This window comes from Nostoc sp. UCD121, from assembly GCF_014222285.1.
Classification (GTDB): domain Bacteria; phylum Cyanobacteriota; class Cyanobacteriia; order Cyanobacteriales; family Nostocaceae; genus Nostoc.
Map to the genome: position 1 here is coordinate 1 of NZ_JACKZS010000108.1, position 25,860 is coordinate 25,860.

Annotated in this window: 22 protein-coding genes; 10 read left to right on the forward strand and 12 right to left on the reverse strand. The window is 42.6% G+C overall.

Translation table 11 applies throughout. The features are described 5' to 3' along the window. Window positions 1–170: 170 nt before the first annotated feature. Together GNF10_RS21420 and GNF10_RS21425 are read left to right on the forward strand one after the other, a co-directional pair. Complete coding sequence (locus GNF10_RS21420) at window positions 171–1,271, forward strand: D-alanine--D-alanine ligase family protein (protein WP_185581113.1); 1,101 nt, start codon at window positions 171–173, stop codon at window positions 1,269–1,271. 201 nt (window positions 1,272–1,472) lie between these two features. Next, window positions 1,473–2,123, forward strand: a complete 651-nt coding sequence (locus tag GNF10_RS21425; protein ID WP_260446094.1) for a hypothetical protein — start codon at window positions 1,473–1,475, stop codon at window positions 2,121–2,123. 78 nt (window positions 2,124–2,201) lie between these two features. Here the strand turns inward: GNF10_RS21425 and GNF10_RS21430 are convergent, their stop codons facing one another. Further along, complete coding sequence (locus GNF10_RS21430) at window positions 2,202–2,690, reverse strand: hypothetical protein (RefSeq protein ID WP_185581112.1); 489 nt, start codon at window positions 2,688–2,690, stop codon at window positions 2,202–2,204. Between the two features lie 163 nt (window positions 2,691–2,853). Between GNF10_RS21430 and GNF10_RS21435 the strand changes: the two genes are divergently transcribed. Next, window positions 2,854–4,755, forward strand: coding sequence for a serine/threonine protein kinase (locus GNF10_RS21435; protein WP_185581111.1), 1,902 nt, complete (start codon window positions 2,854–2,856; stop codon window positions 4,753–4,755). A gap of 239 nt (window positions 4,756–4,994) precedes the next feature. On the opposite strand, the gene GNF10_RS21440 is transcribed toward GNF10_RS21435, so the two are convergent. The 4 genes from GNF10_RS21440 to ndhL form a co-directional block, all read right to left on the reverse strand. Next, on the reverse strand, window positions 4,995–5,663 hold the full coding sequence (locus tag GNF10_RS21440; RefSeq protein ID WP_185581110.1) for a heterocyst differentiation related protein: 669 nt from the start codon (window positions 5,661–5,663) through the stop codon (window positions 4,995–4,997). A 244-nt stretch (window positions 5,664–5,907) separates the two neighbouring features. Beyond that, a complete protein-coding gene (trpA, locus tag GNF10_RS21445; protein WP_185581109.1) occupies window positions 5,908–6,726 on the reverse strand; it encodes a tryptophan synthase subunit alpha in 819 nt (272 codons plus the stop codon). Between the two features lie 204 nt (window positions 6,727–6,930). After that, window positions 6,931–7,242: a DUF3007 family protein gene (locus GNF10_RS21450; protein ID WP_185581108.1), complete on the reverse strand. Its 312-nt coding sequence runs from the start codon at window positions 7,240–7,242 to the stop codon at window positions 6,931–6,933. 24 nt (window positions 7,243–7,266) lie between these two features. Further along, complete coding sequence (ndhL, locus tag GNF10_RS21455; RefSeq protein WP_185581107.1) at window positions 7,267–7,479, reverse strand: NAD(P)H-quinone oxidoreductase subunit L; 213 nt, start codon at window positions 7,477–7,479, stop codon at window positions 7,267–7,269. A gap of 1,053 nt (window positions 7,480–8,532) precedes the next feature. Here ndhL and GNF10_RS21460 point away from each other — a divergent pair. Then, window positions 8,533–9,852, forward strand: a complete 1,320-nt coding sequence (locus GNF10_RS21460; RefSeq protein ID WP_185607230.1) for a hypothetical protein — start codon at window positions 8,533–8,535, stop codon at window positions 9,850–9,852. Window positions 9,853–9,867: 15 nt separating this feature from the next. On the opposite strand, the gene GNF10_RS21465 is transcribed toward GNF10_RS21460, so the two are convergent. Next, window positions 9,868–10,785: a lysylphosphatidylglycerol synthase domain-containing protein gene (locus GNF10_RS21465; protein WP_185580527.1), complete on the reverse strand. Its 918-nt coding sequence runs from the start codon at window positions 10,783–10,785 to the stop codon at window positions 9,868–9,870. Between the two features lie 339 nt (window positions 10,786–11,124). Between GNF10_RS21465 and GNF10_RS21470 the strand changes: the two genes are divergently transcribed. From GNF10_RS21470 to GNF10_RS39315, 4 genes are all read left to right on the forward strand, one after another. Continuing rightward, a complete protein-coding gene (locus GNF10_RS21470) occupies window positions 11,125–11,694 on the forward strand; it encodes a DUF6658 family protein (RefSeq protein ID WP_185580526.1) in 570 nt (189 codons plus the stop codon). Between the two features lie 100 nt (window positions 11,695–11,794). Then, on the forward strand, window positions 11,795–12,385 hold the full coding sequence (locus tag GNF10_RS21475) for a hypothetical protein (RefSeq protein WP_185580525.1): 591 nt from the start codon (window positions 11,795–11,797) through the stop codon (window positions 12,383–12,385). Window positions 12,386–13,235: 850 nt separating this feature from the next. After that, window positions 13,236–14,771 (forward strand): AAA-like domain-containing protein, encoded by a 1,536-nt coding sequence (locus GNF10_RS21480; protein WP_185580524.1) that lies wholly within the window; start codon window positions 13,236–13,238, stop codon window positions 14,769–14,771. Further along, window positions 14,764–18,423, forward strand: a complete 3,660-nt coding sequence (locus GNF10_RS39315; RefSeq protein ID WP_185607231.1) for an AAA-like domain-containing protein — start codon at window positions 14,764–14,766, stop codon at window positions 18,421–18,423. The genes GNF10_RS21480 and GNF10_RS39315 overlap by 8 nt, the downstream gene beginning before the upstream one ends. Here the strand turns inward: GNF10_RS39315 and GNF10_RS21490 are convergent. From GNF10_RS21490 to GNF10_RS21505, 4 genes are all read right to left on the reverse strand, one after another. Beyond that, on the reverse strand, window positions 18,391–18,822 hold the full coding sequence (locus tag GNF10_RS21490; RefSeq protein WP_185580618.1) for a hypothetical protein: 432 nt from the start codon (window positions 18,820–18,822) through the stop codon (window positions 18,391–18,393). The two genes, GNF10_RS39315 and GNF10_RS21490, sit on opposite strands and share 33 nt — an antisense overlap. 250 nt (window positions 18,823–19,072) lie before the next feature. Further along, entirely contained in the window at window positions 19,073–19,282 is a 210-nt protein-coding gene (locus GNF10_RS21495; RefSeq protein WP_185580619.1) for a DUF4351 domain-containing protein, read from the reverse strand. Between the two features lie 7 nt (window positions 19,283–19,289). Continuing rightward, window positions 19,290–20,093 carry an Rpn family recombination-promoting nuclease/putative transposase gene (locus GNF10_RS21500; protein WP_185580620.1) on the reverse strand — a complete coding sequence of 268 codons (804 nt, stop codon included), beginning with the start codon at window positions 20,091–20,093 and terminating at the stop codon, window positions 19,290–19,292. Between the two features lie 264 nt (window positions 20,094–20,357). Next, on the reverse strand, window positions 20,358–21,230 hold the full coding sequence (locus GNF10_RS21505; RefSeq protein WP_185580621.1) for an S-methyl-5'-thioadenosine phosphorylase: 873 nt from the start codon (window positions 21,228–21,230) through the stop codon (window positions 20,358–20,360). A gap of 404 nt (window positions 21,231–21,634) precedes the next feature. Between GNF10_RS21505 and GNF10_RS21510 the strand changes: the two genes are divergently transcribed. Further along, a complete protein-coding gene (locus GNF10_RS21510; protein WP_185584197.1) occupies window positions 21,635–22,759 on the forward strand; it encodes a metallophosphoesterase in 1,125 nt (374 codons plus the stop codon). 152 nt (window positions 22,760–22,911) lie between these two features. Here GNF10_RS21510 and GNF10_RS21515 read toward each other — a convergent pair whose 3' ends face one another. Beyond that, a complete protein-coding gene (locus tag GNF10_RS21515) occupies window positions 22,912–23,343 on the reverse strand; it encodes a nucleoside deaminase (RefSeq protein ID WP_114080326.1) in 432 nt (143 codons plus the stop codon). Window positions 23,344–23,358: 15 nt separating this feature from the next. On the opposite strand from GNF10_RS21515, the gene GNF10_RS21520 reads away from it, so the two are divergent. Further along, the gene (locus GNF10_RS21520) at window positions 23,359–24,282 is read left to right on the forward strand and encodes a nucleoside hydrolase (RefSeq protein WP_185584200.1); all 924 of its coding nucleotides are present in this window, start codon (window positions 23,359–23,361) and stop codon (window positions 24,280–24,282) included. A 57-nt stretch (window positions 24,283–24,339) separates the two neighbouring features. On the opposite strand, the gene GNF10_RS21525 is transcribed toward GNF10_RS21520, so the two are convergent. Further along, window positions 24,340–25,842, reverse strand: coding sequence for a toll/interleukin-1 receptor domain-containing protein (locus GNF10_RS21525; protein WP_221644654.1), 1,503 nt, complete (start codon window positions 25,840–25,842; stop codon window positions 24,340–24,342). Window positions 25,843–25,860 lie beyond the last annotated feature (18 nt).

Genomic DNA, 25,860 nt, shown 5'->3' on the forward strand with positions numbered 1-25,860 from the left:
CTTCTCCGCCTCCCCGTCTCCCCCTCTTCCTTGCCTCCCTTGTCTCTTCTTCATGCCCAATGCCCCCTCCTGCCTCTTCGTTGAAAGGGTAAAAAAATAATATAGAAAAATATGGCAATTTTTGTAGGTTGTGATACGCTATCTGCTTGAGAAGTGTCGAGGAACCGAAAATGACTAAGCTGCGCGTGGGGTTACTGTTTGGCGGTCGTTCGGGAGAACATGAAGTTTCAATCAAATCAGCAGGGGCGATCGCTAAAGCCCTGAGTGCAGAGGAAAATGCTAGTAAGTACGAAATCCTGCCTTTCTACATCCAAAAGGATGGACGCTGGCTAGCGGGAGAAGCACCCCAAAAGGTTTTAGAAAGCGGTACTCCGCTACTAGAAGCTGAACAACCGACTTCTGAGGGAAATCTGACATCCAACCCTCAAGCTCAAACCCTGAGTAAATGGCAATCTCCCTCTCAAGTTGCCCAAGTGGATATTTGGTTTCCCGTTCTCCATGGCCCCAACGGTGAAGACGGGACAATTCAAGGGTTATTAACTTTGATGCAAGTCCCCTTTGTTGGTTCTGGGGTGTTAGGTTCGGCAATGGGGATGGATAAAATTGCCATGAAAATTGCCTTTGAGCAAGCGGGACTAGCACAGGTAAAATATAAAGCGATAACTAGAGCGCAAGTTTGGTCTAATCCTTGTGTGTTTCCGAAATTGTGTGATGACATTGAAGCAGCATTAGGTTATCCTGCTTTTGTCAAACCTGCTAATTTGGGTTCATCAGTGGGTATTGCCAAAGTGCGATCGCGCCAAGAATTAGAAGCCGCCTTAGATAATGCCGCCAGTTATGACCGAAGACTGGTTGTAGAAGCTGGTGTCGTCGCCAGGGAAGTTGAGTGTGCCGTTTTAGGCAACGATCAACCCCAAGCCTCTATCGTTGGAGAGATTAGTTATAATAGCGATTTTTATGATTATGAAACTAAATATACAGAAGGTCGGGCAGATTTACTGATTCCGGCACCGATTCCAGATGCGATCGCTCGTCAAATTCAGGACATGGCTTTACAAGCTTTTGCAGCTGTTGACGCTGCGGGATTAGCAAGGGTCGATTTCTTCTATGTGGAAGCTACACAAGAAGTTTTGATTAATGAAATTAATACGTTGCCAGGTTTTACAGCGACGAGTATGTATCCCCAACTCTGGGCCCATAGTGGAGTCTCCTTTCCAGAATTAGTTGATCGGTTAATTCAACTTGCTCTAGAAAGGTATTCTCCTAGCTGACAGAAAAAATAAGCAAACTGATTTCAGAGCATTACGGCAATAAGTCACAATAAAGACACAATTTTGACAAAACTTAGTCAGATTTGGTAGCTTCTGTTTTACAAAAAAGCTACTGGAATCTGAAATTTTGTTACGGATACCTGATGCTTGACTCCTCCAGTACAATTTATTGACTAGAGGGGTACAAATCTGAAAGTAATCATGGAAAAAAGTCAGAGTGTACAGCGCGAGCCAACCCAACTCAGAAGGGCTACTCCAGAGCTGACAAACAGGAAATCGAGATTAAAACAAAGCTCGAATGTTCTGATATATCTGGTAACACATCATCCTTGGCTATTGTTAACTGGGTGTTTAGCCATGTTTTTAGGAGGTGGTGCCTTTGCCCTGTATAGCTTAGGTAATGCTGGACAGGTAGCACAAGAAGAACCAGAAACAATCCCAGTTATTGTTGAAGAACCAATCAGTGTGCCCTCTGAGAATAGTAACCCGACACCTTTATGGATGGTGGCTGCGATCGTCCTCAGTTGTGGTGGTGGTTCTTTGATCATTTTCAAAATGCTCAACCGGAAAACGCAACCGCAAAAAGTTCAAAAACAGGTTAACCGCCATCAGGCACGCTTGGCACAAAGCCAGTACCAAAGATTGGAACCACGCCTTCCCAAGAACCAACCAATTTTTGTGCCACAGCCACAACTGATGCCGCTGATGCAGATGCAACCTAAAGCAAAACATCTGGTGACGGTTCTGCCAGCAGAACACAAGCACCACTTGGATACGCGCACAGATTCTTTGGCAGACTTAATGGATCTTCGTAAAAATAGTTCATTGTCTGCAATTTTACGCCACTATTAAATTTAATGTAAAGCAAAAACCTTTCAAAATAATACTTTTTGCGAATTAGGGCACGGTTCTACCGTGCCTTTACTAATTTTATCCTTCTGGCAATTTAGCAAACGCCTGTTCAACTAACTCCTTTGCTTTAGCATCCAAACGCAGCCAATCGACTTCACCCAGTTCATCAATTAAACTAGTATCAATCTCAGCAGCTCCTTTCTGTGGGCTGTATTCAATAAAACACACCTCATAACACAATTCCCACAAATCTATACTCGCTTCTTGCTGTTGACGCTGCAAACGTAGATGATATCCTGGATGGGGCATCGGCAAACGAGTCAGAGTCTCTCTAATTTCATCGGCTTCTTGGGGCGTTGCAGTTTCCATTCCTTGCAACAACTCAGTCACCAATGCTTTGATTTCATCAGTGGTGCTAGGCGGCCAAATCAGGACATCATGGTAAGTTCCCGTCCAAGAAGATTCATCAAGGGACTTGCGGATATTATCGATAACGCGAATGAAAGCAGGTTGCATGAGGATTTCAGCCTGCTGCCATGCAACTGGATTTGTTATTTTCGGTGGCATTGGTAATAAACAGGGGCACTAAAAGAAAAATAAACAGTCTGCGTTTATAAAAAAGCTGCGTTTTTAATCTAAATCTTTTCTCAAGATAGCGGATTTCATTGAAGAAAATTTGGAGATATTTATTACCAGCTGGACAATTAGGTAATAACTCTGGGGAGGGAATATGATCGGCAAGCTACTAGACCATCGTTACCAAGTAATTCGAGTCCTCGCAATGGGAGGATTTGGTCAAACTTATATTGCCCAAGATACTAGGCGGCCCGGCAATCCCATTTGCGTTGTCAAGCACCTCAAACCCGGAACTGACCCCAGAGTTTTTGATACTGTTAAACGCTTGTTCAACAGCGAAGCCGAAACCTTAGAAAAACTGGGCAACCATGACCAAATACCCAGGCTGTTAGCGTATTTTGTTGAAAACCAAGAATTTTATTTAGTACAAGAATATATTGAAGGACATACCCTAGCTGAAGAACTTACACCTGGTAAACGCTGGAGTGAAAGTCAAGTAATTCAACTATTACAAGAAGTTCTGGAAATTCTTGAATTTGTCCACAGCCAAGGCGTGATTCATCGGGACATCAAACCGGATAATATTATCCGTCGCGCTTCAGATAATAAGTTAGTTTTAGTGGACTTTGGGGCAGTGAAGCAACTGCGTACACAGATGGTAACAGTGGGGGGGCAAGCATCTGCCACAGTCGTTATCGGCACTCCTGGCTATATGCCCACAGAACAAGGACAAGGTAAACCCCGCCCCAACAGTGATATTTATTCCCTCGGCATCATCGCCATTCAAGCACTAACAGGATTATTGCCAACAGTATTGCAAGAAGACCCGGAAACAGGCGAAATCATTTGGCAGCAATCAATAACCGTAAACTACCGACTGGCGGCAGTGTTGACAAAAATGGTGCGTTATCACTTCAAAGACCGCTATCAAAACGCCACGGAAGCACTGCAAGCCTGTAAAGATGCGATTATTCCTGTACCACCTAAACTTTACCAACCTCAAGAATCTACCAAATCTAGACCTCAAGTATCTCGGTTGCAAACGGTTGCAGTTGCACCAGCAAATCCTGTCAAACCTGCCCATAAAGACTCTGGTAAATCCGACCCATGGCCAATCTTAATTGGCATATTATTAGCGGGTGGTGCGGCTGCCTTAGTCGCAAATTTATATCCAACTGTGAAAAATTTAGCTTTAAATCTTACAGGTAAGGATACTACTTTAGTAAACAAATGCTCGGCTGTTGTCGTCGGAAATTCTAATATCCGTTCTGAACCTAGTTCGATAAATTCTGATAATATTTTGCAAACAGTTGCCGACAACACCAGTTTCGAGGTGACTGGCAAGCGCACAAAACGAGGTTGGATAGAAGTTAAACTTAAATCTGGTCGTTTAGCTTGGGCACACCCGGCCGTAATCATCAATAATCAAGAATGGGCTTCTTGCCTGCGCGATAAAGGTATTGCAACTAAGACAGTAAATGATAGTAGCTTGATTGCTACTCGACCAGCTCCCAAGCCAAAAGTAAAATCTAAGGATGTAGCAACTCCCTTAGCAGAAAAGCCGAAGGGGTCAACTGACGATGTGGATAAATCAGAACGATCGCAGCCTATTGATAACAGTGCCAATATTATAGAGCAAGCAAAACAGAAGTATGATTCAGGGGATATAGTTGGAGCGATCGCACTTTTAAAATCGGTTCCGGCAAATGCTGCTTCTGGTATCCAAGAGACGGGCAAAATGATTGCCCAGTGGCAAGATGATTGGGCTAAGGCAGAGGCTTTATCTAATGAGATCAACAAAGCAATCGATGATGGTAAATGGGATAAAGTTTTAGATTATAGAAACCATCCAGAAAAATTGCCTAATACTAAATACTGGCGAAACAAAATAGAACCATTATTTAAACAAGCCGCCGAAAATCTAGCAAAACAGGCACTAACTCAACTAAAAAATCAAGGTAATCAGAAGAGTAGCCAACAAGAACTTCCCAATACTAACCAACCTGCCACTAAAGAAAGTCCCAATAGTACAGAAACTCCTAAAAGTGGCTTTTAACAGTTAGAGGGCAATACATTCAGTTAAGCATTTCTTTCTTCTCTCAGCGTTCTCTGTGCCTCTGTGGTAGCCTGCGGCAAGCCGCTCCGCGTCTACGTTAAAAAACTGACTTTGAAAAAAGATTTTAGCCTTAACCAAAGTGTATTGAGTTAGAGGGTGTTTATAAATAAAAAACGTTTCCAGGTATAATCTGGAAACGAGATTTTAAATCGGGTTTATCTGTTATTTGATTTTCCCGATTAATGCATTTCGTCGTATTCTGGGGCTTCAACTCGTCTTGCTTCCATTCGCGAAGCAGGCAGGAACTCAGCACGACGCACTGGAACCAAGGGCGGTGTATTTCCTTGGTAAGGGTGAATCACTTGTACAGTACGGGCTGGACGCTGCCGTGGTGAGAACAAAGCCAATACACCAGCGACGACAACACCACCACCAATAGTCAGAGTTGCGCCTCCTACAGCCCAAAGCATGGGTGAAGACCACCAAGAAGGATTTTGCTGCGGCTGGAATGCTGCTGCTTTTTGTTGATTTAACTGCTGGGCTTGTTGCCACTGCTGCTGAGTATTGAAATTTTGAACTTGGCCTTGAAGTTGTTGATTTTGAACCTTCAGCTGTTCGTTATCGTTTTTTAAACGCTCCAACTGCATCTGCGTGTTCAGTTTCTCCATCTCCAGACGTTGGTCGGCACTGGTAGCAGTCGGTGGCTGATTCGGATTGGGATACATTGGTTGCCCATAAGGGCCGTAAGGAGAATACATTTGTGGCTGCATTCCCGGTGCTACTACCCCTGGCATTTGCGGAGCAACAGCAAAGTTGGGTTGTAGTGGGGTATTTGTTCCTTTGAGCAATACGAGAGCCGCCAGCCCAGCTACGGCGACCCCGCCGATAAACGCCATACTCTCACTCATCGCCTATGCTCCTCGGTTGCGACGTAACTATAATAATCATTTGTGACTGACTCACCCTCACACTCACACTCATAAATTATGCCTACTTGACTTCACATAATACTCAAACTATAAGCGACCGTATCAGCTAGTTTTTTTACATCATGATATCTGATGTTAATATTCAAAACCATAATGGTCAAATTGTCTACCAAACAAGGATAGAAAAACTACGCTGTTATACTTTTTAATCTACTTTTCCGTTCTAATCAAGAGGAGTATTTGTGCTGGTTTTTATGGCTGCTTTGAGACTTTGGCAAAATTGGGCGATCGCATTTAGTCCTTGCTCTGGTGTGCCTTCTGCTAACCGTTTTACAAAAGCACTGCCCACGATCGCCGCATCTGCGCCCCATTCCTTTACCTGACGGGCTTGTGCCGTTTCGGAGATGCCAAAGCCTACACCAATCGGTTTCTCAGTAACACCACGAATTTGTATGAGTAAATCGGACACGCGGTTTTCCAGTTGCGATCGCACCCCTGTCACCCCGGTGACGCTGACTAAATAAATAAATCCTTGGGAAGAATGAGCGATCGCTTCGATTCGTTTAGCATCGCTGGTGGGAGCCACCAATAAGATTACATCAATTCCCATCTCTTTAGCTGGTTCGAGCAAGCCTGCTGCTTCTTCCAAGGGCAAATCTGGTACTACCAATCCTGCTACCCCAGCCGCAGCTATTTGCTGGAGAAATTTGTCAATTCCCCGATGCAAAATTGGGTTGTAATAAGTAAATAGAATAATTGGCGATCGTAATTTGGGAGTAATCCCTTGCAACATTTCCAGTACATGCTCCAATTTTGTCCCCTTTTGCAGGGCACGGGTAGCAGCAGCTTGAATTACTGGCCCATCAGCTAGAGGATCGGAATAAGGTATGCCCAGTTCAATAATATCGGCTCCACTTTGATCTAGAATCTGTAAAGCTTTTGCTGTTGTTTCTAAATCTGGATCGCCAGCAGTAATAAACGGAATCAGAGCGCACTCATGATTCCGCCCAAGGTTTTCAAAGCAATCAGAAATCGCAGTCATTTTAGTCAGGTGTCAATACTCAGTGGTCATTGGTCAGTGGTCACTTGTACTGAGTTTCGACTGCGCGGAAATCGAGCGAAGTCGAAATTCAACTACCGCGTAGTCGTTGCCGTAGCCTCTCGTAGAGAAGTATTAGTCATTGGTCATTAGTAAAGGACAAATGACTAATGACAAAGGACAAATGACAACTAACCAATGATAACTTTACACCTGAGATTGCTCTTCTTGTTCTATTTCAGCTTGAATTCGTGCTAGTTCTTCAGGAGTAAGCTCATCTAGCCGCTTTTGCAAAAAGTCTTGCTCATATTGTTCCCGTTGTTGGTGGTAGGTCATTTTTTGTCCCACCGCGCGGAAAAAATAGGTCGCTAACCAGCCAATTAACCCACTGACTAGTAAGACTTGGCTCCATATACCAGCTTTCTGATTGTCCACACCGACTAGCTGCAATCCTAGATAAGCCAAGCCGCCGGCGATAAAAACACCTAAGCCAATTCCAATAGCGTCAATCCGTCGCATGAGAGTTATGACCTACCAATTTCGTTAAACTTGAACTTGTCGCCGTTGGGGTCGGAAATTTACAAACGGCGATAGAACCAACAAACCCGGAAAGAAGAAAAACACCAAAAAGTACATCAACAAACGCTCGATGGAGCTAGCTACATACCAACGCTGCTTCAAGTAGAACAATACAGCAATGGGGATTACCAGAAGGTAAGCTCCAGCCAAAATCAGATATAGCAGGGCGACAATCATAACTTTTTTGGTCTAAGCATCTGTTTTCCATCATAGGCTGAACAGTCAAACTGAGGGAAGTATAATCATGATGCTTTCAATATCACTACGCCATAATTCCTTTTTTTATCCAAAATTAATTGATAAAAGCTAATTTTATGCTATTATCGTAAATCTACTAGCAAACAAATGCTTTAGTCACACAAGATGAAAAACTCATCTAGGCTGATTACGAATAAAACTTCCGATTTGGGAAGCGATCGCACAATCTAGAAAAAATATTTTCAATTTAGTTGGACAAAAGACACAATTGATGGTGGAATAGATAAGGCGGTATTTGCTGCCTCAACAAATAACTAGATTTACACTAGTTAATTACCAAACACCTGCGGGGGTGTGGCGGAATGGTAGACGCTACGGACTTAGATAACTGAGCCTTGAAGGAGAAATCCCTCAAGTGGAAGCTCTCAAACTCAGGGAAACCTAAATCTGGTGACAGACATGGCAATCCTGAGCCAAGCCGAAGAAAGTCCTGAGTCATGAGTGTTGAGTGCTGAGTAAATTTAAAACTCTTAACTCCTAACTCCTAACTCATAACTGTTCGGAAGGTGCAGAGACCCGACGGGAGCTACCCTAACGTTAAGTCGAGGGTAAAGGGAGAGTCCAATTCTCAAAACCTGATTTGGCTATTGCCATCAGGCAGCAGTGAAAACTGCGGGAGGATGAAAATCCGTTGACCGTAATAGGTCGTGTGGGTTCAAGTCCCTCCACCCCCACTAAAAATTGAAAATGCCAAAAAGCTTTTATATAAACTAAATGGGCGAGTTGTATTTAATGGTAAATCAACTCGCCCATTTAGTTTATATTGTACTTAATTATTAAGACTAAGTAATTTCACTGGGATTTTTGATGAAGTATTAAACAATTTGGATTTAATACTTTATTTATGGTCTGATTTTATCAAATTTGTGTAAAAAGATCACTTAATTTCAGAAGAATAGATTGATGCTAGTGTTCACCAAGGTTAAGCTTGTAATAATATGAACAGGAAGCCTTTTTGTCCTGATAACTGGAATGAACGCTAATAGTTTATCAATTAGTCAGGAAAATCCCCATAATGTTACGTCTAACTCTAAACAGATAAATGTGCAAATTGCACAAGAAGAGGTTTATAGCTTCTTCGTGGAAATTGTCAAAAAACTGTCACCAGATGATGTTTTGCGAGAATTCAAAGGTTTATTTTTAGATGGTCTTGATTCAGAAGAGTCAGATTATATTCCTGGGATATATAGTATTTTTTTAGATGATAATGAGCAAGAACTATGTAATACACTCAAGCGGTGTTGCTACATCATAGTTAATAATTGGAAGACTAATCGAAAAGATAAGTATATCCAAGAATTAGTTAATTTATTTATTAATGAAAATCTCAAGGTCAAAGACAATAATGATCCAGTAATAAAGATTTGTAAGACTTGGTTAGAGAATTTTGTCAACAGCAGAGACTACCAAGAATTGAAATTGTTTGCTGCTAAATATGATGAATCATCTAAAGGTCATTGGGCTAATCGCTATAGTTCTTATTTATTAATCGATCAATCTGTTAATAAAAATAATCCCATAGAGCAGCAAGAGGCAGCTAGGAAGCTTTCTAAACAGATAAAAGAAAAATTTAAGTTTGAACTGGCAATGTATATTGCTCGTTCTCAATCAACCGTTTCAAGCACAGCACGCTATAAAAATCCTAGTGTTTTGGGAGACCAAGCTCTACGTTTAATCAAAGCAATTGTTTTAAAAAGAGGGGTTTTTAGTCATGAGAATATTGCTCATATATTTCTCAAACAAACTCAAAATCAAACTCTAGAAGAATTTAAAATTAATCTCGAAAAATATCTCTTTCTTTCTGTGGGAAAACAAGAATCAGTTGAAGCTTGGAAGCAGCAGTTTATAGATATTTTATCATCATGGAAGAAGGATTATAATCAGGAAATTATCACCAAAGAATTGTTTTTGAGAACCTGTAATCGAGTCATCGATTACTTGACTATAGAAAACGGCAAGGAACCTTCCTCATTATTTATATTATTAATTAGTCAAGGCCATGCTCTAACATTGGTAATTATACTTTTAAAAATAATTCTAATTTGTAATAATTCTCGTCGTCATTTAGAAACTCGGATTGCTCATCTGATTCGTTTTTACGAAAACTATCCTGAAGATGAATGCAAAGGTGTAATCAATTTTATGGAGATTTTTAATATCACGTTTGCAATTTATGCAGAAAACGTAGAATATAACTTGATTAAGATGGGAGAGGAACAAAGCAGTAATCCGCAGTTGAATCTAGATGGTTATCGTGTGTTTTCACAGATGAAAGTAGATAGGCCCAAATGAGTTTCACCTAATTTATTATTTAGGAAGGCGTTCGTCTAAGTAAGCGAGGGTAGCGCCCGCAGTTTCAGCTAAAATACTAATGAGGCGATATAGAGCGATCGCACTAAATACTAGGGCCGATGGAAAGTGATGTTGCAAAAGTTGATATGCAGTCGCTTCAAACACACCTAACCCACCAGGCGCACCCGGAATCACAAAACCTAATAGCCAAGCGCAACTAAAAGCCCCTAGTAACAAAGGAATTTGATTTACGTTCAACGAACCTAGGGCGGACATAGTTAATATAAACCCAGTGGCGCGTAGTCCCATAAAGCCCAATTCTCCTAATAAAGGGCGTAAGGGGTAGCTTTTAAGGCTGAAGGGAACAGTTGGTTGAGTTGTAGCAGCAGATTTTTTTGCTTTTAATCTGTATAAAAAGCGAATAACTGGGTTTAAAAACCGGGGATGAATTGCACAAAGAACTAGAGCTAAAATCAATAATTGCAGTAGTTGAATAGCAAGGGTAGTATTAGCTGCCGCAAATTGGCTACTGCATAAGACAATGATGATTAAAGCAGCCGCTAGCATGAGTAGGGGTTCTAGCAAAACGCTTAAGGTGGCTGCACCAGCAGAAACATTGGCTTTTTTGGCGGCGACAATTCGACCGTAGTGATGCCAGATATTACCAGGTAAATACTTAGCGATGTTCGTTTTTAGGTAAACTTGGATGAATTGGGGAGATGATACAGGTTGATTTAACTCTTGCAGAATCCAAGTCCAAATCCAGCCTGCCCAAGTATGCGCTAGTAAAGTTACGCCTGTAGCGATCGCTATAATTGCCCATCCTACCCCATCAATGCGGATAGCAGTCACTCCAATCCAATTATCTTTCAAGGCTTTCGCTAAAAAAAACAGCGTTCCGCCCAAAATTATCCAGCGTAAAAATTGCTTCATGAATTTAGTAATTTAACGGTTGAGCAACAAGGGGCCAATGCCTCTACGATTGCAGTACATCAGCTACCTATTCAAAGCTTTTGAAGTATAAAACAGCTTGATATAGTGCTTTTTACGAAAACTATATTACTTTATTTTATATCTCTCTAGAGTTAGATAAAAATATTATTCATGTACTAATTAAAATGTAGCCTGCGCTAGAGGTAAAGAGCCTTTTATTATTCATATCCTTGATAGAGGTTATCGAATGAGCGAACCAAAACAAGCAAAATAACTTGCTGACCAATTCAATGATTCAGCAAACACTTAACTTATTAATATTTCAGTAAGGAGGACTACGTGAACGCTGTGAGACTATTCTTGAAACAAATAAGATTGCGCCAGATATTAACTATCTTTTTAGCTGGACTATTGTTGATAGTCAGCACTGCTTGTAGTGGGGCAAATGCTCAAGGTGCAAATCCACAAAACCCTGCTGTGCAAGCTGGTGGAGCAAACAATCCTTATAAGAATGGTGGAGACAACTATGGCAGCTATAGAATGTCTACCGATCCGAAAATAGCCAACCCAAAAGCCAGTCAGGGACGCGACCAAGCTAGCTTACAACCAAGTTCGGAATTTTTGATTGCTACAGCAGATAGAGAATCTAAGATACTTTATCCTGGTGCTGAGACACCAGCAGGTCGAATCAATAAAGAAGCAGAGTTGCCACTCATCACAGATAAAGACTTCCGCCAGCCTGAACCCGGTGGTTTGATTCAGAATGAACCAAAAGTTGGAGATCGGGTTCAAGATCGGGTTGAGACTGTAAAAGAGAATGTTGGAGAAGCTTCCGGCTTCTTGAAAAATAAAGCAGATGAAGCAAGTCGTAGACCTGAATTACAAAGAAATCCAGCAGTAGGCAGATAAAATCCTTATTTTGTCTGAATGCTTGGAATGCAAAATTAATTCCAAATCCCATCTTAGTTGAAGTTTAACTTAGTCACAAAAATTCAAGGAGTTTAGCACTATGAAAAAAGCAATGAATTGGCTCAAAAGCATTCGTCCCTTAAAAGTTTTAACAGTTTTTTTGGCAGGTACATTCTTCTTTCTGACACAAGCTTGTGGTGCCCCAGGAATAGCAACGCAGCCGCCACAACCTGGCGCTCAAGCACCTAATACCGAACGATACGATCCGACAAAAGATTATCCTCTCTCTTCTCCTGCTGGTGGGATGAATAACTTTAGTGATGTAGATCCCAGAGCGAGAGATGAAAAGGCAGCTAATGACAGAGCCGATGCACTGGCCAAAAATGCTCAAAGAAATATTGACCAGAAATCAGTTGACAGCCCAGAGCAGTATGGCCGAAATTACAAACAAGGTACACCCTTTGGTGAAAGAGTGAAGAACCTGGGTGAAGATATCGGCGGTTCAGCTGAAGAAGTTCGCAAAGGCGTTGTTAAGGGAACTCAGCGAGGAATTGAAAATATCAAGGGAAATACCCAGAATGCTGCCGAAGATGTGACAACAAATGTTCAGCGTGGGGCTGAGGATGCTGGTAGAAATGTTCGGCGTACAGCTGATGATGCAGGTAATGCAGTGAAGAGAGCGGTTGATTGAAATTAGTCACTTAATTCTTGTAAAAATTTGAAAGCGCCCACAGACTTATAGTCTGGTGCTACTAAAACAAAGCCTGTCTATGCAGGCTTTGTTTTGGTTTGAGGTGGGGTTTAATTCCCTTAGAGGATGTCTGAGAAGTATCAAATATTCCTTGATCCCCCCTAACCCCCCTTAAAAAAGGGGGGAATAAGAGTCTTAAAGTCCCCCTTTTTAAGGGGGATTTAGGGGGATCTCTAAGGGTTAGATGTATACAAAAAAACTTTTCAGACATCCTCTTAAACTTTATTTATTAATAGATATCTCTAGAAATTAAATATGCATTATCTAGAACCCTTGTAGAGACGTAGCAGTGCTACGTCTCTACATTATTTTTCATATCTCTAATGTCGTGAATGAGTCTTTTAGCTCCGTTAATGAGCCTTTGAACTCCGTTAACGAGTCTTTGAACTCCGTTAACGAGTCTTTGAACTCCGTTAACGAGTCTTTGAACTCCGTTAATGAGTCTTTGAACTCCGTTAATGAGTCTTTGAACTCCGTTAATGAGTCTTTGAACTCCGTTAACGAGTCTTTGAACTCCGTTAATGAGTCTTTTAGCTCCGTTAACGAGCCTTTGAACTCCGTGAGCGATTTTTTTATGCTGTAGGTAATTGCCTGCAACTGCGCTGTAGTAGAGTGTAACTAATCGATAGCGCTGTGAATAAAATCCTAATTTGTTCAGCTAATCCTCAAAAGAGGGAAAAAATGCCCTTGGATGACAAAGCACAGAATTACCCAACTTCTGTACAAAATCGACACGCAATCAGATAAGCTTTTCCACTTAAAAAGCTGAAGGAAGACAAGGTTAATAGTAATGTTAAACTCACAGGCTAAACGCATCTTCATCAGCTACAAGCGTAATGCTAGCCCCGATGAACCGGTAGCGCTCCAAGTCTTCCAAGCACTATCGCAGCAGCACAAAGTCTTTATCGACCAAACCATGTCTGTTGGCACACGCTGGGCTGAATGTATTGAAGCAGAAATCCGCCAAGCTGATTTTTTGATTACTTTCCTTTCTGCTTTGTCAACTAGCAGCGAGATGGTGGTGGCAGAAATCGAGACAGCACACCACTTGGCAAAATCACAGTCAGGACGACCGATAATTCTCCCGGTGCGTCTGGCGTATCAAGAACCGTTCCTGTATCCTTTGAGTGCTTACTTAAATGGGATTAATTGGGCGTTCTGGAAAGATGAAGAAGATACACCGCGACTAATTGCAGAGTTGTTACAGGCTGTCTCTGGCGGTTCATTGGCTATCAGTGAAGAAAAATCGAAAGCAGACTTACTCCAGATAAGTCAGCCGTCACTTCTCCCCCGTCCCTTTCCTTCAGCACAACCTGTATCGCTGGAAATGCCGGAAGGGACAATGGAATCGCAATCTGCTTTTTACGTGGAACGCTCATCTGATGCACTTACTTTAGAGACTATTGAGCGGCAGGGTGTGACAATTACAATTAAAGGCCCCCGGCAAATGGGCAAAAGTTCCCTGTTAATCCGCACAATTAATACTGCTGTGAATGCAGGTAAGCGGGTTGCTTTGCTGGATTTCCAATTGTTTGATAAAGCCGCCTTAACTAATGCTGACCTTTTCTTTCGCCAGTTCTGTACTTGGTTAACTGATGAACTGGAAATGACTGACAAAGTTGATGAGTATTGGAATATGCCTTTGGGCAATAGTCAGCGTTGTACTCGCTATGTAGGCCGCCATTTGCTGAAGGAGTTTGGCAACCCCATTGTCTTAGCGATGGATGAAGTTGAAAGGGTCTTTGATACAGATTTCCGCTCTGATTTCTTTGGAATGCTGCGAAGTTGGCACAATAGCCGCGCCACTAATCCCATCTGGAAGCAAATGGATTTAGCGCTGGTTACTTCCACGGAACCCTACCAGCTAATTGATAATCTCAACCAATCCCCTTTTAATGTTGGGCTAGTAATTGATTTAGAAGATTTTACAGCAGCACAGGTTGCTGATTTAAACCGCCGTCATGGTTCACCCTTCAACGCCAGCGAAGAAAAGCAATTAATAGCGTTGCTAGGTGGACATCCTTACTTAGTACGGCTTGCACTTTACTCAGTTGCTAGCGATCGCTTCTATCCTACCGAACTATTTGCCAATGCGATCGCAGATAATGGCCCCTTTGGCAATCATTTGCGTAACCACCTTTTCCGGTTGCATAACAAACAGGAGTTGGTTCACGGTATGTTCCAAGTGATTTACCAGAACACCTGTGTAGATGAGCGCATCTTTTTCCGCTTGCGGGGTGCGGGTTTAGTGCGCCGGGAAGGGCGTGTAGTGTTTCCCCGTTGTCAACTTTACACCGATTATTTCCGGGAGCATCTTCGTGGCTAATCCAAGCATTTACACTGTTGGCGGGACGGTGCAAGCTGGCGGTGGGATTTACATTCCTCGCCAAGCTGATGAGGAATTACTTGGTTTATGTCGGTCGGCAATATTCGCCTATGTTCTTACGCCGCGCCAAATGGGTAAATCTAGCCTGATGGTACGCACAGCGCAAACACTGACGGACGAAGGAATTCGCTCGGTAATTGTTGACCTTCAGGAATTGGGGGCAAATGTCACAGCCGAACAGTGGTATTTTGGCTTTTTGGTCAAACTGGAAGACCAACTCATGTTTGATACAGATGTGGTGAGTTGGTGGCAAGAACACGAGCATCTGGGAGTATCGCAACGGCTGACACAGTTTTTTGAGAGGGTTTTGCTGGCTGAGGTTGAGGGGCAAGTTGTGATTTTTGTGGATGAAATTGACTCTACCCTCAGCCTGGATTTTACCGATGATTTTTTTATCGCCATTCGTTATCTCTATGTTGCCCGTGCGACTAATCCTGAATTTGAGCGGCTTTCTTTTGTCTTAATGGGGGTAGCGACTCCCGGCGATTTAATCAGCGATGCCAAGCGCACACCATTTAATATTGGACAGCGTGTAGATTTAACTGATTTTACCTTTGAGGAAGCTTTACCCTTTGCTGAGGGATTAGGATTAACCAGCAATGAAGCCAACCAGATATTACACCAGGTGTTGAAGTGGACAGAGGGACACCCATATTTAACGCAGCGTCTCTGTGGTGCATTGTTAGCAAAGAGTCGGGAATCTTTTGTAGAGACGCGATTCATCGCGTCTTTGGAGAATAAGGATGTAGACAGAATAGTTAACAGCACATTTTTTGGCGCGATGAGTGAGCAAGATAATAATTTGCAGTTTGTCCGCGATATGCTCACCAAACGCTCACCAGACCCGGAGGTTTTGACTATTTACCGCAAGATTCGCCGGGGTAAGCGGGAAGTTGTGGATGAGGAGCAGTCTTTAGCGAAATCTCACTTGAAGCTATCGGGGGTGGTGCGGCGAGAGAATAATGTTTTGCGGGTGCGGAATCAAATCTATCGGCAAGTCTTTGATTACAAGTGGATTAATAAACATTTGCCGTTTAACTTGCGGGATAGGTGGGAACAGCTTAAACCTGCACTGCCTTATGTGATTGTAATGGTAGTATTTTCGGTTTTAATGACGGGAGTGGCTGTGTATGTGAATGACCAACGTCTGATTGCCCAAGATGCCGGCGATAGAGAAAAACAACAGCGTCAAGAAACAGAAACTCAACGCAATAACGCAACGCGAGAAGCTGAAAATGCGCGAAGACAGCAGAAAACAGCAGAGGAACAACGCGGGGAGGCAGAAAAGCAAAAGCGAATTGCTAATAAAGAGAGTGAAAGAGCTAAAAAAGGAGAGGAGCAAGCAAAGTCTGCACAACAATTAGCTGAAGAAAGGGGAAAAAAGTTAGCAATTGCACTTGATAAGACAAAAACTGCTGAACAATTAGCTAAGGACAGACAGGCAGAGGCTGAAAATCAGCGAAATATTGCCCAGAAACAAGAACAGCAAGCAATCGCCGCGAAAGCAGATGCGGATAAACGTCGGATAAACGCCGAAATTCTCGCCGATAGTCTCAAATCACAAAATCTGATGGCATCAAATTTAGAACTTGATGCTTTAGTAGCAGGCTTAAAAGTAGGAAAACAACTCAAAACACCAAATAAAAATGTACAACCAGATACCCGCGTTTTGGTAGTAGCCACACTCCAGCAGGTAATTTATGGAGTCAAGGAACGTAATCGCCTAGAAGGTCATAGCAATTCAGTTTGGGGCGTGGCATTTAGCCCCGACGGTCAAACCATTGCCTCTGCCAGTGGTGACGACACGGTGAAGTTGTGGAATCGCAACGGGCAACTATTACAAACTCTCCAAGGTTATAACAGGACATTTAGCCCCGACGGTATGAGCCCTAGCAGTTCGCTTAATAGCGTAGCATTTAGCCCCAACGGTGAAACCATTGCCTCTGCCAGTTGGGACCACACGGTGAAGCTTTGGAATCGCAAGGGACAAATGTTACAAACTCTCCAAGGTCATAGCAGTCGGGTTTCTAGCGTGGCATTTAGCCCCGACGGTGAAACCATTGCCTCTGCCAGTGATGACAACACGGTGAAGCTGTGGAATCGCAAGGGACAAATGTTACAAACTCTCCAAGGTCATAGCAGTCGGGTTTCTAGCGTGGCATTTAGCCCCGACGGTGAAACCATTGCCTCTGCCAGTGATGACAATACGGTGAAGCTGTGGAATCGCAACGGGCAACTCTTACAAACTCTCCAAGGTCATAGCAGTTCGGTTAATAGCGTGGCATTTAGCCCTGACGGTGAAACCATTGCCTCTGCCAGTGATGATAAGACGGTGAAGTTGTGGAATCGCAACGGACAAATGTTACAAACTCTCCAAGGTCATAGCAGTTCGGTTAATAGCGTGGCATTTAGCCCCGACGGTGAAACCATTGCCTCCGCCAGTTCTTATGACAATACGGTGAAGCTGTGGAATCGCAAGGGGCAAGTGTTACAAACTCTCCAAGGTCATAGCAGTTCGGTTAATAGCGTGGCATTTAGCCCCGACGGTCAAACTATTGCCTCTGCCAGTGATGATAAGACGGTGAAGCTGTGGAATCGCAAGGGGCAAGTGTTACAAACTCTCCAAGGTCATGACCTTAGTGTTGAGGAAGTGGCATTTAGCCCCGACGGTCAAACTATTGCCTCTGCCTCGGACAAGACGGTGAAGTTGTGGAATCGCAACGGGCAACTCTTACAAACTCTCCAAGGTTATAGCAGTTCGGTTAATAGCGTGGCATTTAGCCCCGATGGTCAAACTATTGCCTCTGCCAGTAATGCCTCTGCCATTTCGGACAATACGGTGAAGCTGTGGAATCGCAAGGGGCAAGTGTTACAAACTCTCCAAGGTCATAGCAGTTTTGTTTCTAACGTGGCATTTAGCCCCGACGGTGAAACTATTGCCTCTGCCAGTTGGGACGACACGGTGAAGCTGTGGAATCGTAAGGGGCAAGTGTTACAAACTCTTCAAGGTCATAGCAGTTGGGTTAATAGCGTGGCATTTAGCCCCGATGGTCAAACTATTGCCTCTGCCAGTCGTGATAAGACAGTAAAACTGTGGAATCGCAACGGGCAACTCTTACAAACTCTCCAAGGTCATAGCAGTTCGGTTAATAGCGTGGCATTTAGCCCTGACGGTGAAACCATTGCCTCTGCCAGTGATGATAAGACGGTGAAGTTGTGGAATCGCAACGGACAAATGTTACAAACTCTCCAAGGTCATAGCAGTTCGGTTAATAGCGTGGCATTTAGCCCCGACGGTCAAACCATTGCCTCTGCCAGTGATGATAAGACGGTGAAGTTGTGGAATCGCAACGGACAACTGTTACAAACTCTCCAAGGTCATGGCATTCGGGTTACTAGCGTGGCATTTAGCCCCGATGGTCAAACTATTGCCTCTGCCAGTTGGGACACCACAGTAAACCTGTGGAATCTCAATTTGGATGATTTAATGGTTAAGGGTTGTGCTTGGGTGCGCGATTATTTGCAAAATAACCCCAATGTGAATGAGAAAGATAAGCGTTTATGTGATGATATTGGCACAGGCAGGGAATGAAGAGAGCAGGGGGAGCAGGGGAAGCAGGGGGAGGTCTTTTGATTCAGCTACATGGAGAGATTTCTGTAATGAGCAGCCCAACTTAGAATAAAGCGATCGCCTGTATGATTTTATGATGATGGTGGTCACTGAATATCCTGTCGTAGCGATCGCTGTTGCTGTAATCTGAGGAAGTGCGATCGCTCTTGCTGTAATCTGAGGAAGTGCGATCGCTGTTACTGTAATTTGAGGAAGTGCGATCGCTCTTGCTGTAATCTGAAGAAGTGCGATCGCTGTTACTGTAATCTGAGAAAGTGCGATCGCTGTTACTGTAATCTGAGGAAGTGCGATCGCTGTCACTGTAATCTGAGGAAGTACGATCGCTGTTGCTGTAATCTGAGGAAGTGCGATCGCTGTCACTGTAATCTGAGGAAGTGCGATCGCTATAGCTCTAATTTAAGAAGGTGCGATCGCTGTCACTGTAATCTGAGAAAGTGCGATCGCTGTCACTGTAATCTGAGAAAGTGCGATCGCTGTTACTGTAATCTGAGGAATTGCGATCGCTGTTGTTGTAATCTGAGGAAGTGCGATCGCTATAGCTCTAATTTAAGAAGGTGCGATCGCTGTTACTGTAATCTGAGAAAGTGCGATCGCAGTAGCATCACTAACCTTAATTTCGCGCTAACCAAGCTTCTAAATCGGTTAAACCCGAAAAATCAAGTAAAGCCTCAGCTAAATCATCCAACTGTGTTGATTCCAAAGCTTGTATTTTCAATAACTGTGCAGGTGGTACAGTTCCAACCTTACGGCGAAGTTGTCGCATAATAATCGATAAAGCTTTTTCCTGCTGGATATCCTGATAAATTACAGACTCGCGCATAGCATCACTAACCTTGATTTTGCACTAACCAAGCTTCTAAATCGCTTAAACCCGAAAAATCAAGTAAAGCCTCAGCCAAATCATCCAACTGTGTTGAGTCCAAAGCTTGTATTTTCAATAACTGTGCAGGTGGAACAGTTCCGACTTTACGGCGAAGTAGCCGTAAAACAATCGATAAAGCTTTTTCCTGCTGGATATCCTGATAAATTACAGACTCGCGCATAGCATCACTCCGTAATAAATTTTTAATCAGTTCCTTGTTTAATACTAACCCAGCCAATATTGCCGTTGAAGCAGCAATATTACTTTGTGTTCGAGTATCGTTTATTTGCTCGATAGCTTCTGCAACCTGTTGTAATGTTCGCGTTTTATCCTCAGTTTGACTGAGGGTTGCAAACGGTAACAAACCAGGAGTATTTAAAAATATCTCGCTGGGTTGTTCCCAAAGACGAATAACTCCAAATTCATGACGGGTATTTTCTAAAACAAAAGCTGTTTGCTGCACTAATGTGGATGTGCTGGGTTGCAGGTAAATAACAACTTGATACATCCGCTTTCGGGGAAATCTGCGATACACTCTTAGCCGATAATCAGTCATCCGAAAGGGAATTTCGGCTTTTGCTTCGGTTTGGAATTCGATATGCAGGACAATTTCATCTGACTGTAACAGAATTAACGCATCTGCTCGAATTGGTTCAAGGGATAATTCTGATGGACTGAGTTGGGTGAGTGAAATAGATTCGCCAAGTAACCAAGTAGCGAAATCGGCTGAAAATGACTCTGCTAAAAAGCGACAGACATTATCAAACATAGACAGGTATTATATCAGCGAGGTATTGTCTGTCACAAAGAGATTTTAGTAATGAGCGATGTCTACGACGGGCTAGCCTACACCTGAACTTAGGATAAAGCGATCGCTTTTGCTCTAATACGGTTCAGTTAAGGTTTTTAATGAAATAATGAAAATTCTAGATCGCAATGATGTGATAAATCATCACAAAGACGCGATAAATCGCCGTCTCTACAATAATCAGTCCTTCGTGGAGATGGCGATTTATCGCGTCTCTTGCCTTAACTACAAATACTTCTGCAACAATAACCCTAACTTTTCCTTCGTCGCGGCTGGTGCTTTATCCAACTGAGTCAAAATCGCATACTGCAACGCCGAATGCGCCTCACTCGTTGGCGGATTTTCACTCAAGCGGCGCACAGTTTCTTGAATCACCTTTTGAGCATTCACAGCATTCCGCAGCAAATTGCCAATCACCAATTCCACTGTCACACTGTCGTGGTCTGGATGCCAACAATCATAATCTGTCACCAGCGCTAAAGTTGAGTATGCAATTTCCGCTTCCCTTGCTAACTTCGCCTCTGGTAAATTCGTCATCCCAATGATTGTTGCATCCCAACTGCGGTAAAGATTCGATTCAGCCTTTGTAGAAAAAGCTGGCCCTTCCATGCACACATAAGTACCGCCGCGATGGAGAGTAACTTCTGGTAAATTGAGAGATGCGATCGCATCTGCCAACACAGCAGCTAAATTCTTACAAATCGGATCACCAAAGGCAATGTGAGCCACAATTCCCTCACCGAAAAACGTAGAAATCCGATTTTTTGTTCTGTCAATAAACTGATCTGGCACTACCATATCCAATGGTTTCGCCTCTTCCTTCAAGGAACCCACAGCACTAGCTGAAATTAAATACTTCACACCCAATTGCTTCATCGCATAGATATTAGCGCGAAACGGTAACTCAGAGGGTAACAGCGTGTGATTGCGGCCATGGCGCGCCAAGAAAGCTACCCGTGTACCATCCAATGTTCCCAGAATCAAAGCATCAGATGGTGAACCAAAGGGGGTTTGGATATGTACTTCTTCGATATCTTTGAGTGCGTCCATTTTATACAGACCACTGCCACCAATAATCCCAATACTAGCTTGAGCCATGATTCTGAACCTGTTCCTTACCGATCTGCTAAGTTATTTTACCGAAAAGGGGAGTAGCAGAGAAACCAAGAAAGAAAGCAATGTCTACGATGGGCTACGCTTACGCATTTCGTGCCCCTAACGCTATTGAATTATTACCCATTAATTATTTGCGTAACAGCTTAGAAGCGATCGCTCAGTTATTTGAACGTTGATTATTAAATCTTTAAAATCAAATTTCTGATAGTCTTTGCAGATTAATGGTTATAATTCGCATTAAAATTAATCGTCATCATAATATCTAATCAATGCTTAATGTATACAAATATTAAGTAGATGTACTCCTGAGCAGCGAAACAAAGCAAGCGTTATACTTTTGGAAAAAGACTTGTTTTAACCCCTGCTTTTAACATTTTCATAAATCAATGGCTCTCAATTTTCGCTTTGCGGTAGTCAGCGACTTACACCTGGCACTTCCTCACACAATCTGGGATCATCCTAGCCGTTTTCATCTGGTAGAAGTCAGTATATCGGCGTTTCAAAGTGTACTGGAACATTTAATACAACTCGATTTAGATTTCTTATTGTTGCCAGGAGATTTAACCCAGCACGGCGAACCAGAGAACCACGCCTGGTTACAACAATGTTTAGCCCAGCTACCTTTTCCCGTCTATGTTGTTCCTGGTAATCATGACGTTCCCGTGATGTTGGCCAATCAGCAATCAATTTCTTTTGCGGATTTTCCCTACTATTACACAAAGTTTGGCTATGAAGACCCGCAGCAAATGTACTACATTCGTCAGTTACTCCCTGGAGTTAAGCTGATTGGACTGAATTCTAACTTTTTTAATGATCAGGGTGAGCAAGTGGGGTGTTTGGATGCCAAACAGCTACGGTGGTTAGAAGAGGTACTGGCGGCATCTGTTGATGAATTAGTTTTGGTGATGGTGCATCACAATGTGGTGGAACATTTACCCAATCAAGCGAACCATCCACTGGCAAATCGCTATATGTTGTCCAATTCAGCAGAACTGTTACAATTGCTGAGGCGCTACGGAGTCAAGCTAGTGTTTACGGGGCACTTGCACGTTCAGGATATTGCTTACTCAGATGGAGTATATGATATTACCACTGGTTCTTTAGTGAGCTATCCTCACCCTTATCGGGTGCTAGAGTTTCATCGGGATAACCAAGGTAAAGAATCGTTGCAAATTGTATCCCATCGGGTAGAGTCAGTGCCTGATTTCCCCGACTTGCAACAGTCATCGCGGCAATGGATGGGCGATCGCTCTTTTCCCTTCTTAATCAAGCTACTAACTCACTCTCCATTAAACTTACCACTATCACAGGCGAAAAGATTAGCTCCTAGTTTGCGAGACTTCTGGGCAACTATCGCCGATGGAGATGCAGTATTAGACTATCCCCAGTTTCCATTAGAAGTGCGTCGCTATATTGAAACTTATAGTGCATCAGCACAGTCCAACCCAGGCATGGACTCTGGTGGAACTCTTACACTGATTGATAATAACAGCACACTTTTACTGCGTTAGAAGTGATGAGTAACCGTGTGAAGGTAACTTTTTTGTCTGAGTTGAATGCTTCGTAGTGAATTACCTTCTTCTCCTATCAAAAGAAAGTCACCTTGACAAGGCTACTCCCAATTCCCAATACTTCGACTTCGCTCAGTACAAGTTCCCAATTCCTAATTCCCAATATCTTCATTCCAAAGTTCGGGATTCGTTTCAATAAACTCACTCATCATTTGTTCGCAATCGTCAAGATTAAGATCAATTACTTCCACACCGTGAGATACCATAAATTCTTTAGCACCAGGAAAAGTTTGCGATTCTCCGACGATGACTTTTTTAATACCAAATTGCACCACAGCCCCAGCGCACAGGTAACACGGCATTAAAGTTGAATAGAGTGTAGTACCTCTGTAGCTGCCAACTCTCCCAGCATTGCGGAGACAATCGATTTCCGCATGGGTGACAGGATCGCCGTCTTGCACACGTTTATTGTGTCCTCTGCCGAGAATTTTGCCATCTTTGACGAGAACTGAACCAATAGGAATTCCACCTTCTTGTCTGCCTTGTTTTGCTTCTTGAATAGCAGCTTCCATAAATTCATCCATATTAATTCTCCTTTTATGTCAAAACAACTTGTATTAATGGATCACGATGGCGGTGTAGATGATTATTTATCAACTATGCTGCTGTTGACGATGGATCATATCGAACTCCTTGGTGTTGTCGTCACTCCAGCAGATTGCTACATTCAACCGGCTGTTAGCGCCACACGTAAAATTCTCGATTTGATGGGATTTTCTCATATCTCGGTTGCAGAAAGTACTGTGCGCGGCATCAATCCATTTCCTACTCTCTATCGCCGTGATTCCTTTATCGTTGACCATCTTCCCATTCTCAATCAAAGCGAAACTATTACTACGCCTCTGCTTAAAGAAACAGGTCAAGATTTCATGATTAAGGTGTTGCGCGAGGCATCAGACCCCGTAACGTTGATGGTAACTGGGCCGTTGACCACCGTTGCAGTAGCTTTAGACAAAGCACCGGATATTGAAGCCAAGATTCACAAAATTGTGTGGATGGGAGGTGCTTTGAATGTCGGTGGCAATGTAGAAAAAAGTTTAGAACCTGGACAAGATGGTTCTGCCGAATGGAATGTTTATTGGGACGCGGTTTCAGCAGCGCGGGTATGGCAAACGCAAATTGAAATTATTATGTGTCCTTTGGATTTAACTAATAATGTCCCAGTCACATCGGAGTTAGTATACAAAATGGGACGACAACGCCACTATCCCATGTCTGATTTAGCAGGACAATGTTATGCGCTAGTTATCCCCCAAGATTATTATTTTTGGGATGTGCTGGCGACAGCTTATCTGGGACATCCAGAATATTATCAATTGCGCGAATGGGAAACAGAAATTATTACCACTGGTCTTAGTCAGGGACGGACTAAAGTAGTTCCTGGTGGTCGGAAAATTTCTGCAATGGATAAGGTAGATAAAGAGGCTTTTTATGATTATATTTTGCAACAATGGGCAAGATAAAAAACTAAAAAATTAGGTGGCTGGCGTGGTGTGATACTCAAATTGGATCGCAATCTGCTATTTAGATGTCGCCATTAAGTAAAGAAGTTTGTCATTAAAATGGAGATCCTGCAATTCAGGAGGTGGAGGAACAAGTGGTGGCCCTTCAATGATTACAGGAATAATTTCAGGGGAACGCAATCCATCAGATCCTTGTCGCTCAAGGGCATACAATACTTCTTTAAGCACCCACGGCGATTCTTTAGCAGCAGTAGACCAAAATAGTAGAAACAGATCGCATTCATCAATGTTGCGATAGAGTTCTTGCTCCCAGCGATCGCCAGGTTCTAAATTAAGGATATCTTGAAAAACTGTAATGCCACTTACAGCTAGTCCCTGTACCCTTTTAAGAACTTCTGTCCGATCTTTAGAAGAGTAAGAGACGAATGCTTTTGTGTAATGTCGAGCAACTTCTCCTACTAACTGAGGCTCTTTTGATGTAGAAGATGCAGACGGAATAACGGATAATTTGAATTTTAGATGACCAAGGGGAATTGTATTTTGGCTGACAGTAACAGTTCCAATGACTGTTTTTTGAGTTATATCAGCAGGAACCTTGACTCCAAATTGAATAGAACTTGCTCTACCATTCCAACTCAACTGTTGAATTGGCTCGTCTACTTCTAATTTTGGAATGGACAGGTTAAAAGTGAGTTCACTTCCGCGTTGAATAGGTACTCCTAAACTTCTTACTCCTAAGCGTTTAGCATCAAAATCAAATTCTTGAGCATCCTGTTTGACAAATTCAACTTGTTCAGGAAGATGAACAAAGACTTGGACGAGAAATGTATTGTCTGGAGTTACAGAAGCAGGACTGAAAACACTACAATCGACTAAATCTTTCGTTATATCGACAGTTTGTAAAGATTGTTCTTGAATAGCTGGGGTTTCTTGTAGCTGCGCTTGAAGCCGCTTAATAACTTCTTCTTCAATCTTGATATCGCCACTAACTCTACTTAATTCACTTCCTGGAGTAATTGAGTTAAGAAATTCTTGTGCTACTTTGAGCGCTATTTCTAACTCTTCCCCGCTAATAGCATCAACCTTGATATTCTTACCTTTTGCTTCTACCTCTAACTCAATAGGTTTATTACCCAAACGATCATTCAAAAATCCAAGGATTTTACGAATATTTTCTAAGTTTATTTTTTCAGCCGTTAGCAGCTTCTTCCAAAAGTTTGTAGTGTCTTGAGTCTGCGGTAACTGGCTTGTAATTGATGATTTAGGTTGTTTTAGGACTACTGAGCTTGGTAGTAAAGGTGCTGCTGGGTATTTTGGAGTGTGTTTAGAGAAATCCTGTAAAGTAGATATCGTAATATACTTCTTACGGACAAACCATGTATCTCTGCCATTAATAGAATTTTTCAAGATAATTTTGTAATATTCTTCCTCCTCAGCATAAGAAATAACTTCTAAGACACTTTTAACTTGAATGAGAAGTTTTTCATCTTCAGCTAATTCAGCTAACTCAATGGGACGAACTTTGAGAAAAGTATCAGAAGTTACTATCAAGAAAAACATAATAATTAACCTTTAGAT

What these genes read in the sequence shown, in the direction of transcription:
- GNF10_RS21420 (WP_185581113.1), top strand. Translation starts at nt 171, where the DNA reads ATGACTAAGCTGCGCGTGGGGTTACTGTTTGGCGGTCGTTCGGGAGAA.
- GNF10_RS21425 (WP_260446094.1), top strand. Translation starts at nt 1,473, where the DNA reads ATGGAAAAAAGTCAGAGTGTACAGCGCGAGCCAACCCAACTCAGAAGG.
- GNF10_RS21430 (WP_185581112.1), bottom strand. Translation starts at nt 2,690, where the DNA reads ATGCCACCGAAAATAACAAATCCAGTTGCATGGCAGCAGGCTGAAATC.
- GNF10_RS21435 (WP_185581111.1), top strand. Translation starts at nt 2,854, where the DNA reads ATGATCGGCAAGCTACTAGACCATCGTTACCAAGTAATTCGAGTCCTC.
- GNF10_RS21440 (WP_185581110.1), bottom strand. Translation starts at nt 5,663, where the DNA reads ATGAGTGAGAGTATGGCGTTTATCGGCGGGGTCGCCGTAGCTGGGCTG.
- trpA (WP_185581109.1), bottom strand. Translation starts at nt 6,726, where the DNA reads ATGACTGCGATTTCTGATTGCTTTGAAAACCTTGGGCGGAATCATGAG.
- GNF10_RS21450 (WP_185581108.1), bottom strand. Translation starts at nt 7,242, where the DNA reads ATGCGACGGATTGACGCTATTGGAATTGGCTTAGGTGTTTTTATCGCC.
- ndhL (WP_185581107.1), bottom strand. Translation starts at nt 7,479, where the DNA reads ATGATTGTCGCCCTGCTATATCTGATTTTGGCTGGAGCTTACCTTCTG.
- GNF10_RS21460 (WP_185607230.1), top strand. Translation starts at nt 8,533, where the DNA reads ATGAACGCTAATAGTTTATCAATTAGTCAGGAAAATCCCCATAATGTT.
- GNF10_RS21465 (WP_185580527.1), bottom strand. Translation starts at nt 10,785, where the DNA reads ATGAAGCAATTTTTACGCTGGATAATTTTGGGCGGAACGCTGTTTTTT.
- GNF10_RS21475 (WP_185580525.1), top strand. Translation starts at nt 11,795, where the DNA reads ATGAAAAAAGCAATGAATTGGCTCAAAAGCATTCGTCCCTTAAAAGTT.
- GNF10_RS21480 (WP_185580524.1), top strand. Translation starts at nt 13,236, where the DNA reads ATGTTAAACTCACAGGCTAAACGCATCTTCATCAGCTACAAGCGTAAT.
- GNF10_RS21495 (WP_185580619.1), bottom strand. Translation starts at nt 19,282, where the DNA reads ATGCGCGAGTCTGTAATTTATCAGGATATCCAGCAGGAAAAAGCTTTA.
- GNF10_RS21500 (WP_185580620.1), bottom strand. Translation starts at nt 20,093, where the DNA reads ATGTTTGATAATGTCTGTCGCTTTTTAGCAGAGTCATTTTCAGCCGAT.
- GNF10_RS21505 (WP_185580621.1), bottom strand. Translation starts at nt 21,230, where the DNA reads ATGGCTCAAGCTAGTATTGGGATTATTGGTGGCAGTGGTCTGTATAAA.
- GNF10_RS21510 (WP_185584197.1), top strand. Translation starts at nt 21,635, where the DNA reads ATGGCTCTCAATTTTCGCTTTGCGGTAGTCAGCGACTTACACCTGGCA.
- GNF10_RS21515 (WP_114080326.1), bottom strand. Translation starts at nt 23,343, where the DNA reads ATGGATGAATTTATGGAAGCTGCTATTCAAGAAGCAAAACAAGGCAGA.
- GNF10_RS21520 (WP_185584200.1), top strand. Translation starts at nt 23,359, where the DNA reads ATGTCAAAACAACTTGTATTAATGGATCACGATGGCGGTGTAGATGAT.
- GNF10_RS21525 (WP_221644654.1), bottom strand. Translation starts at nt 25,842, where the DNA reads ATGTTTTTCTTGATAGTAACTTCTGATACTTTTCTCAAAGTTCGTCCC.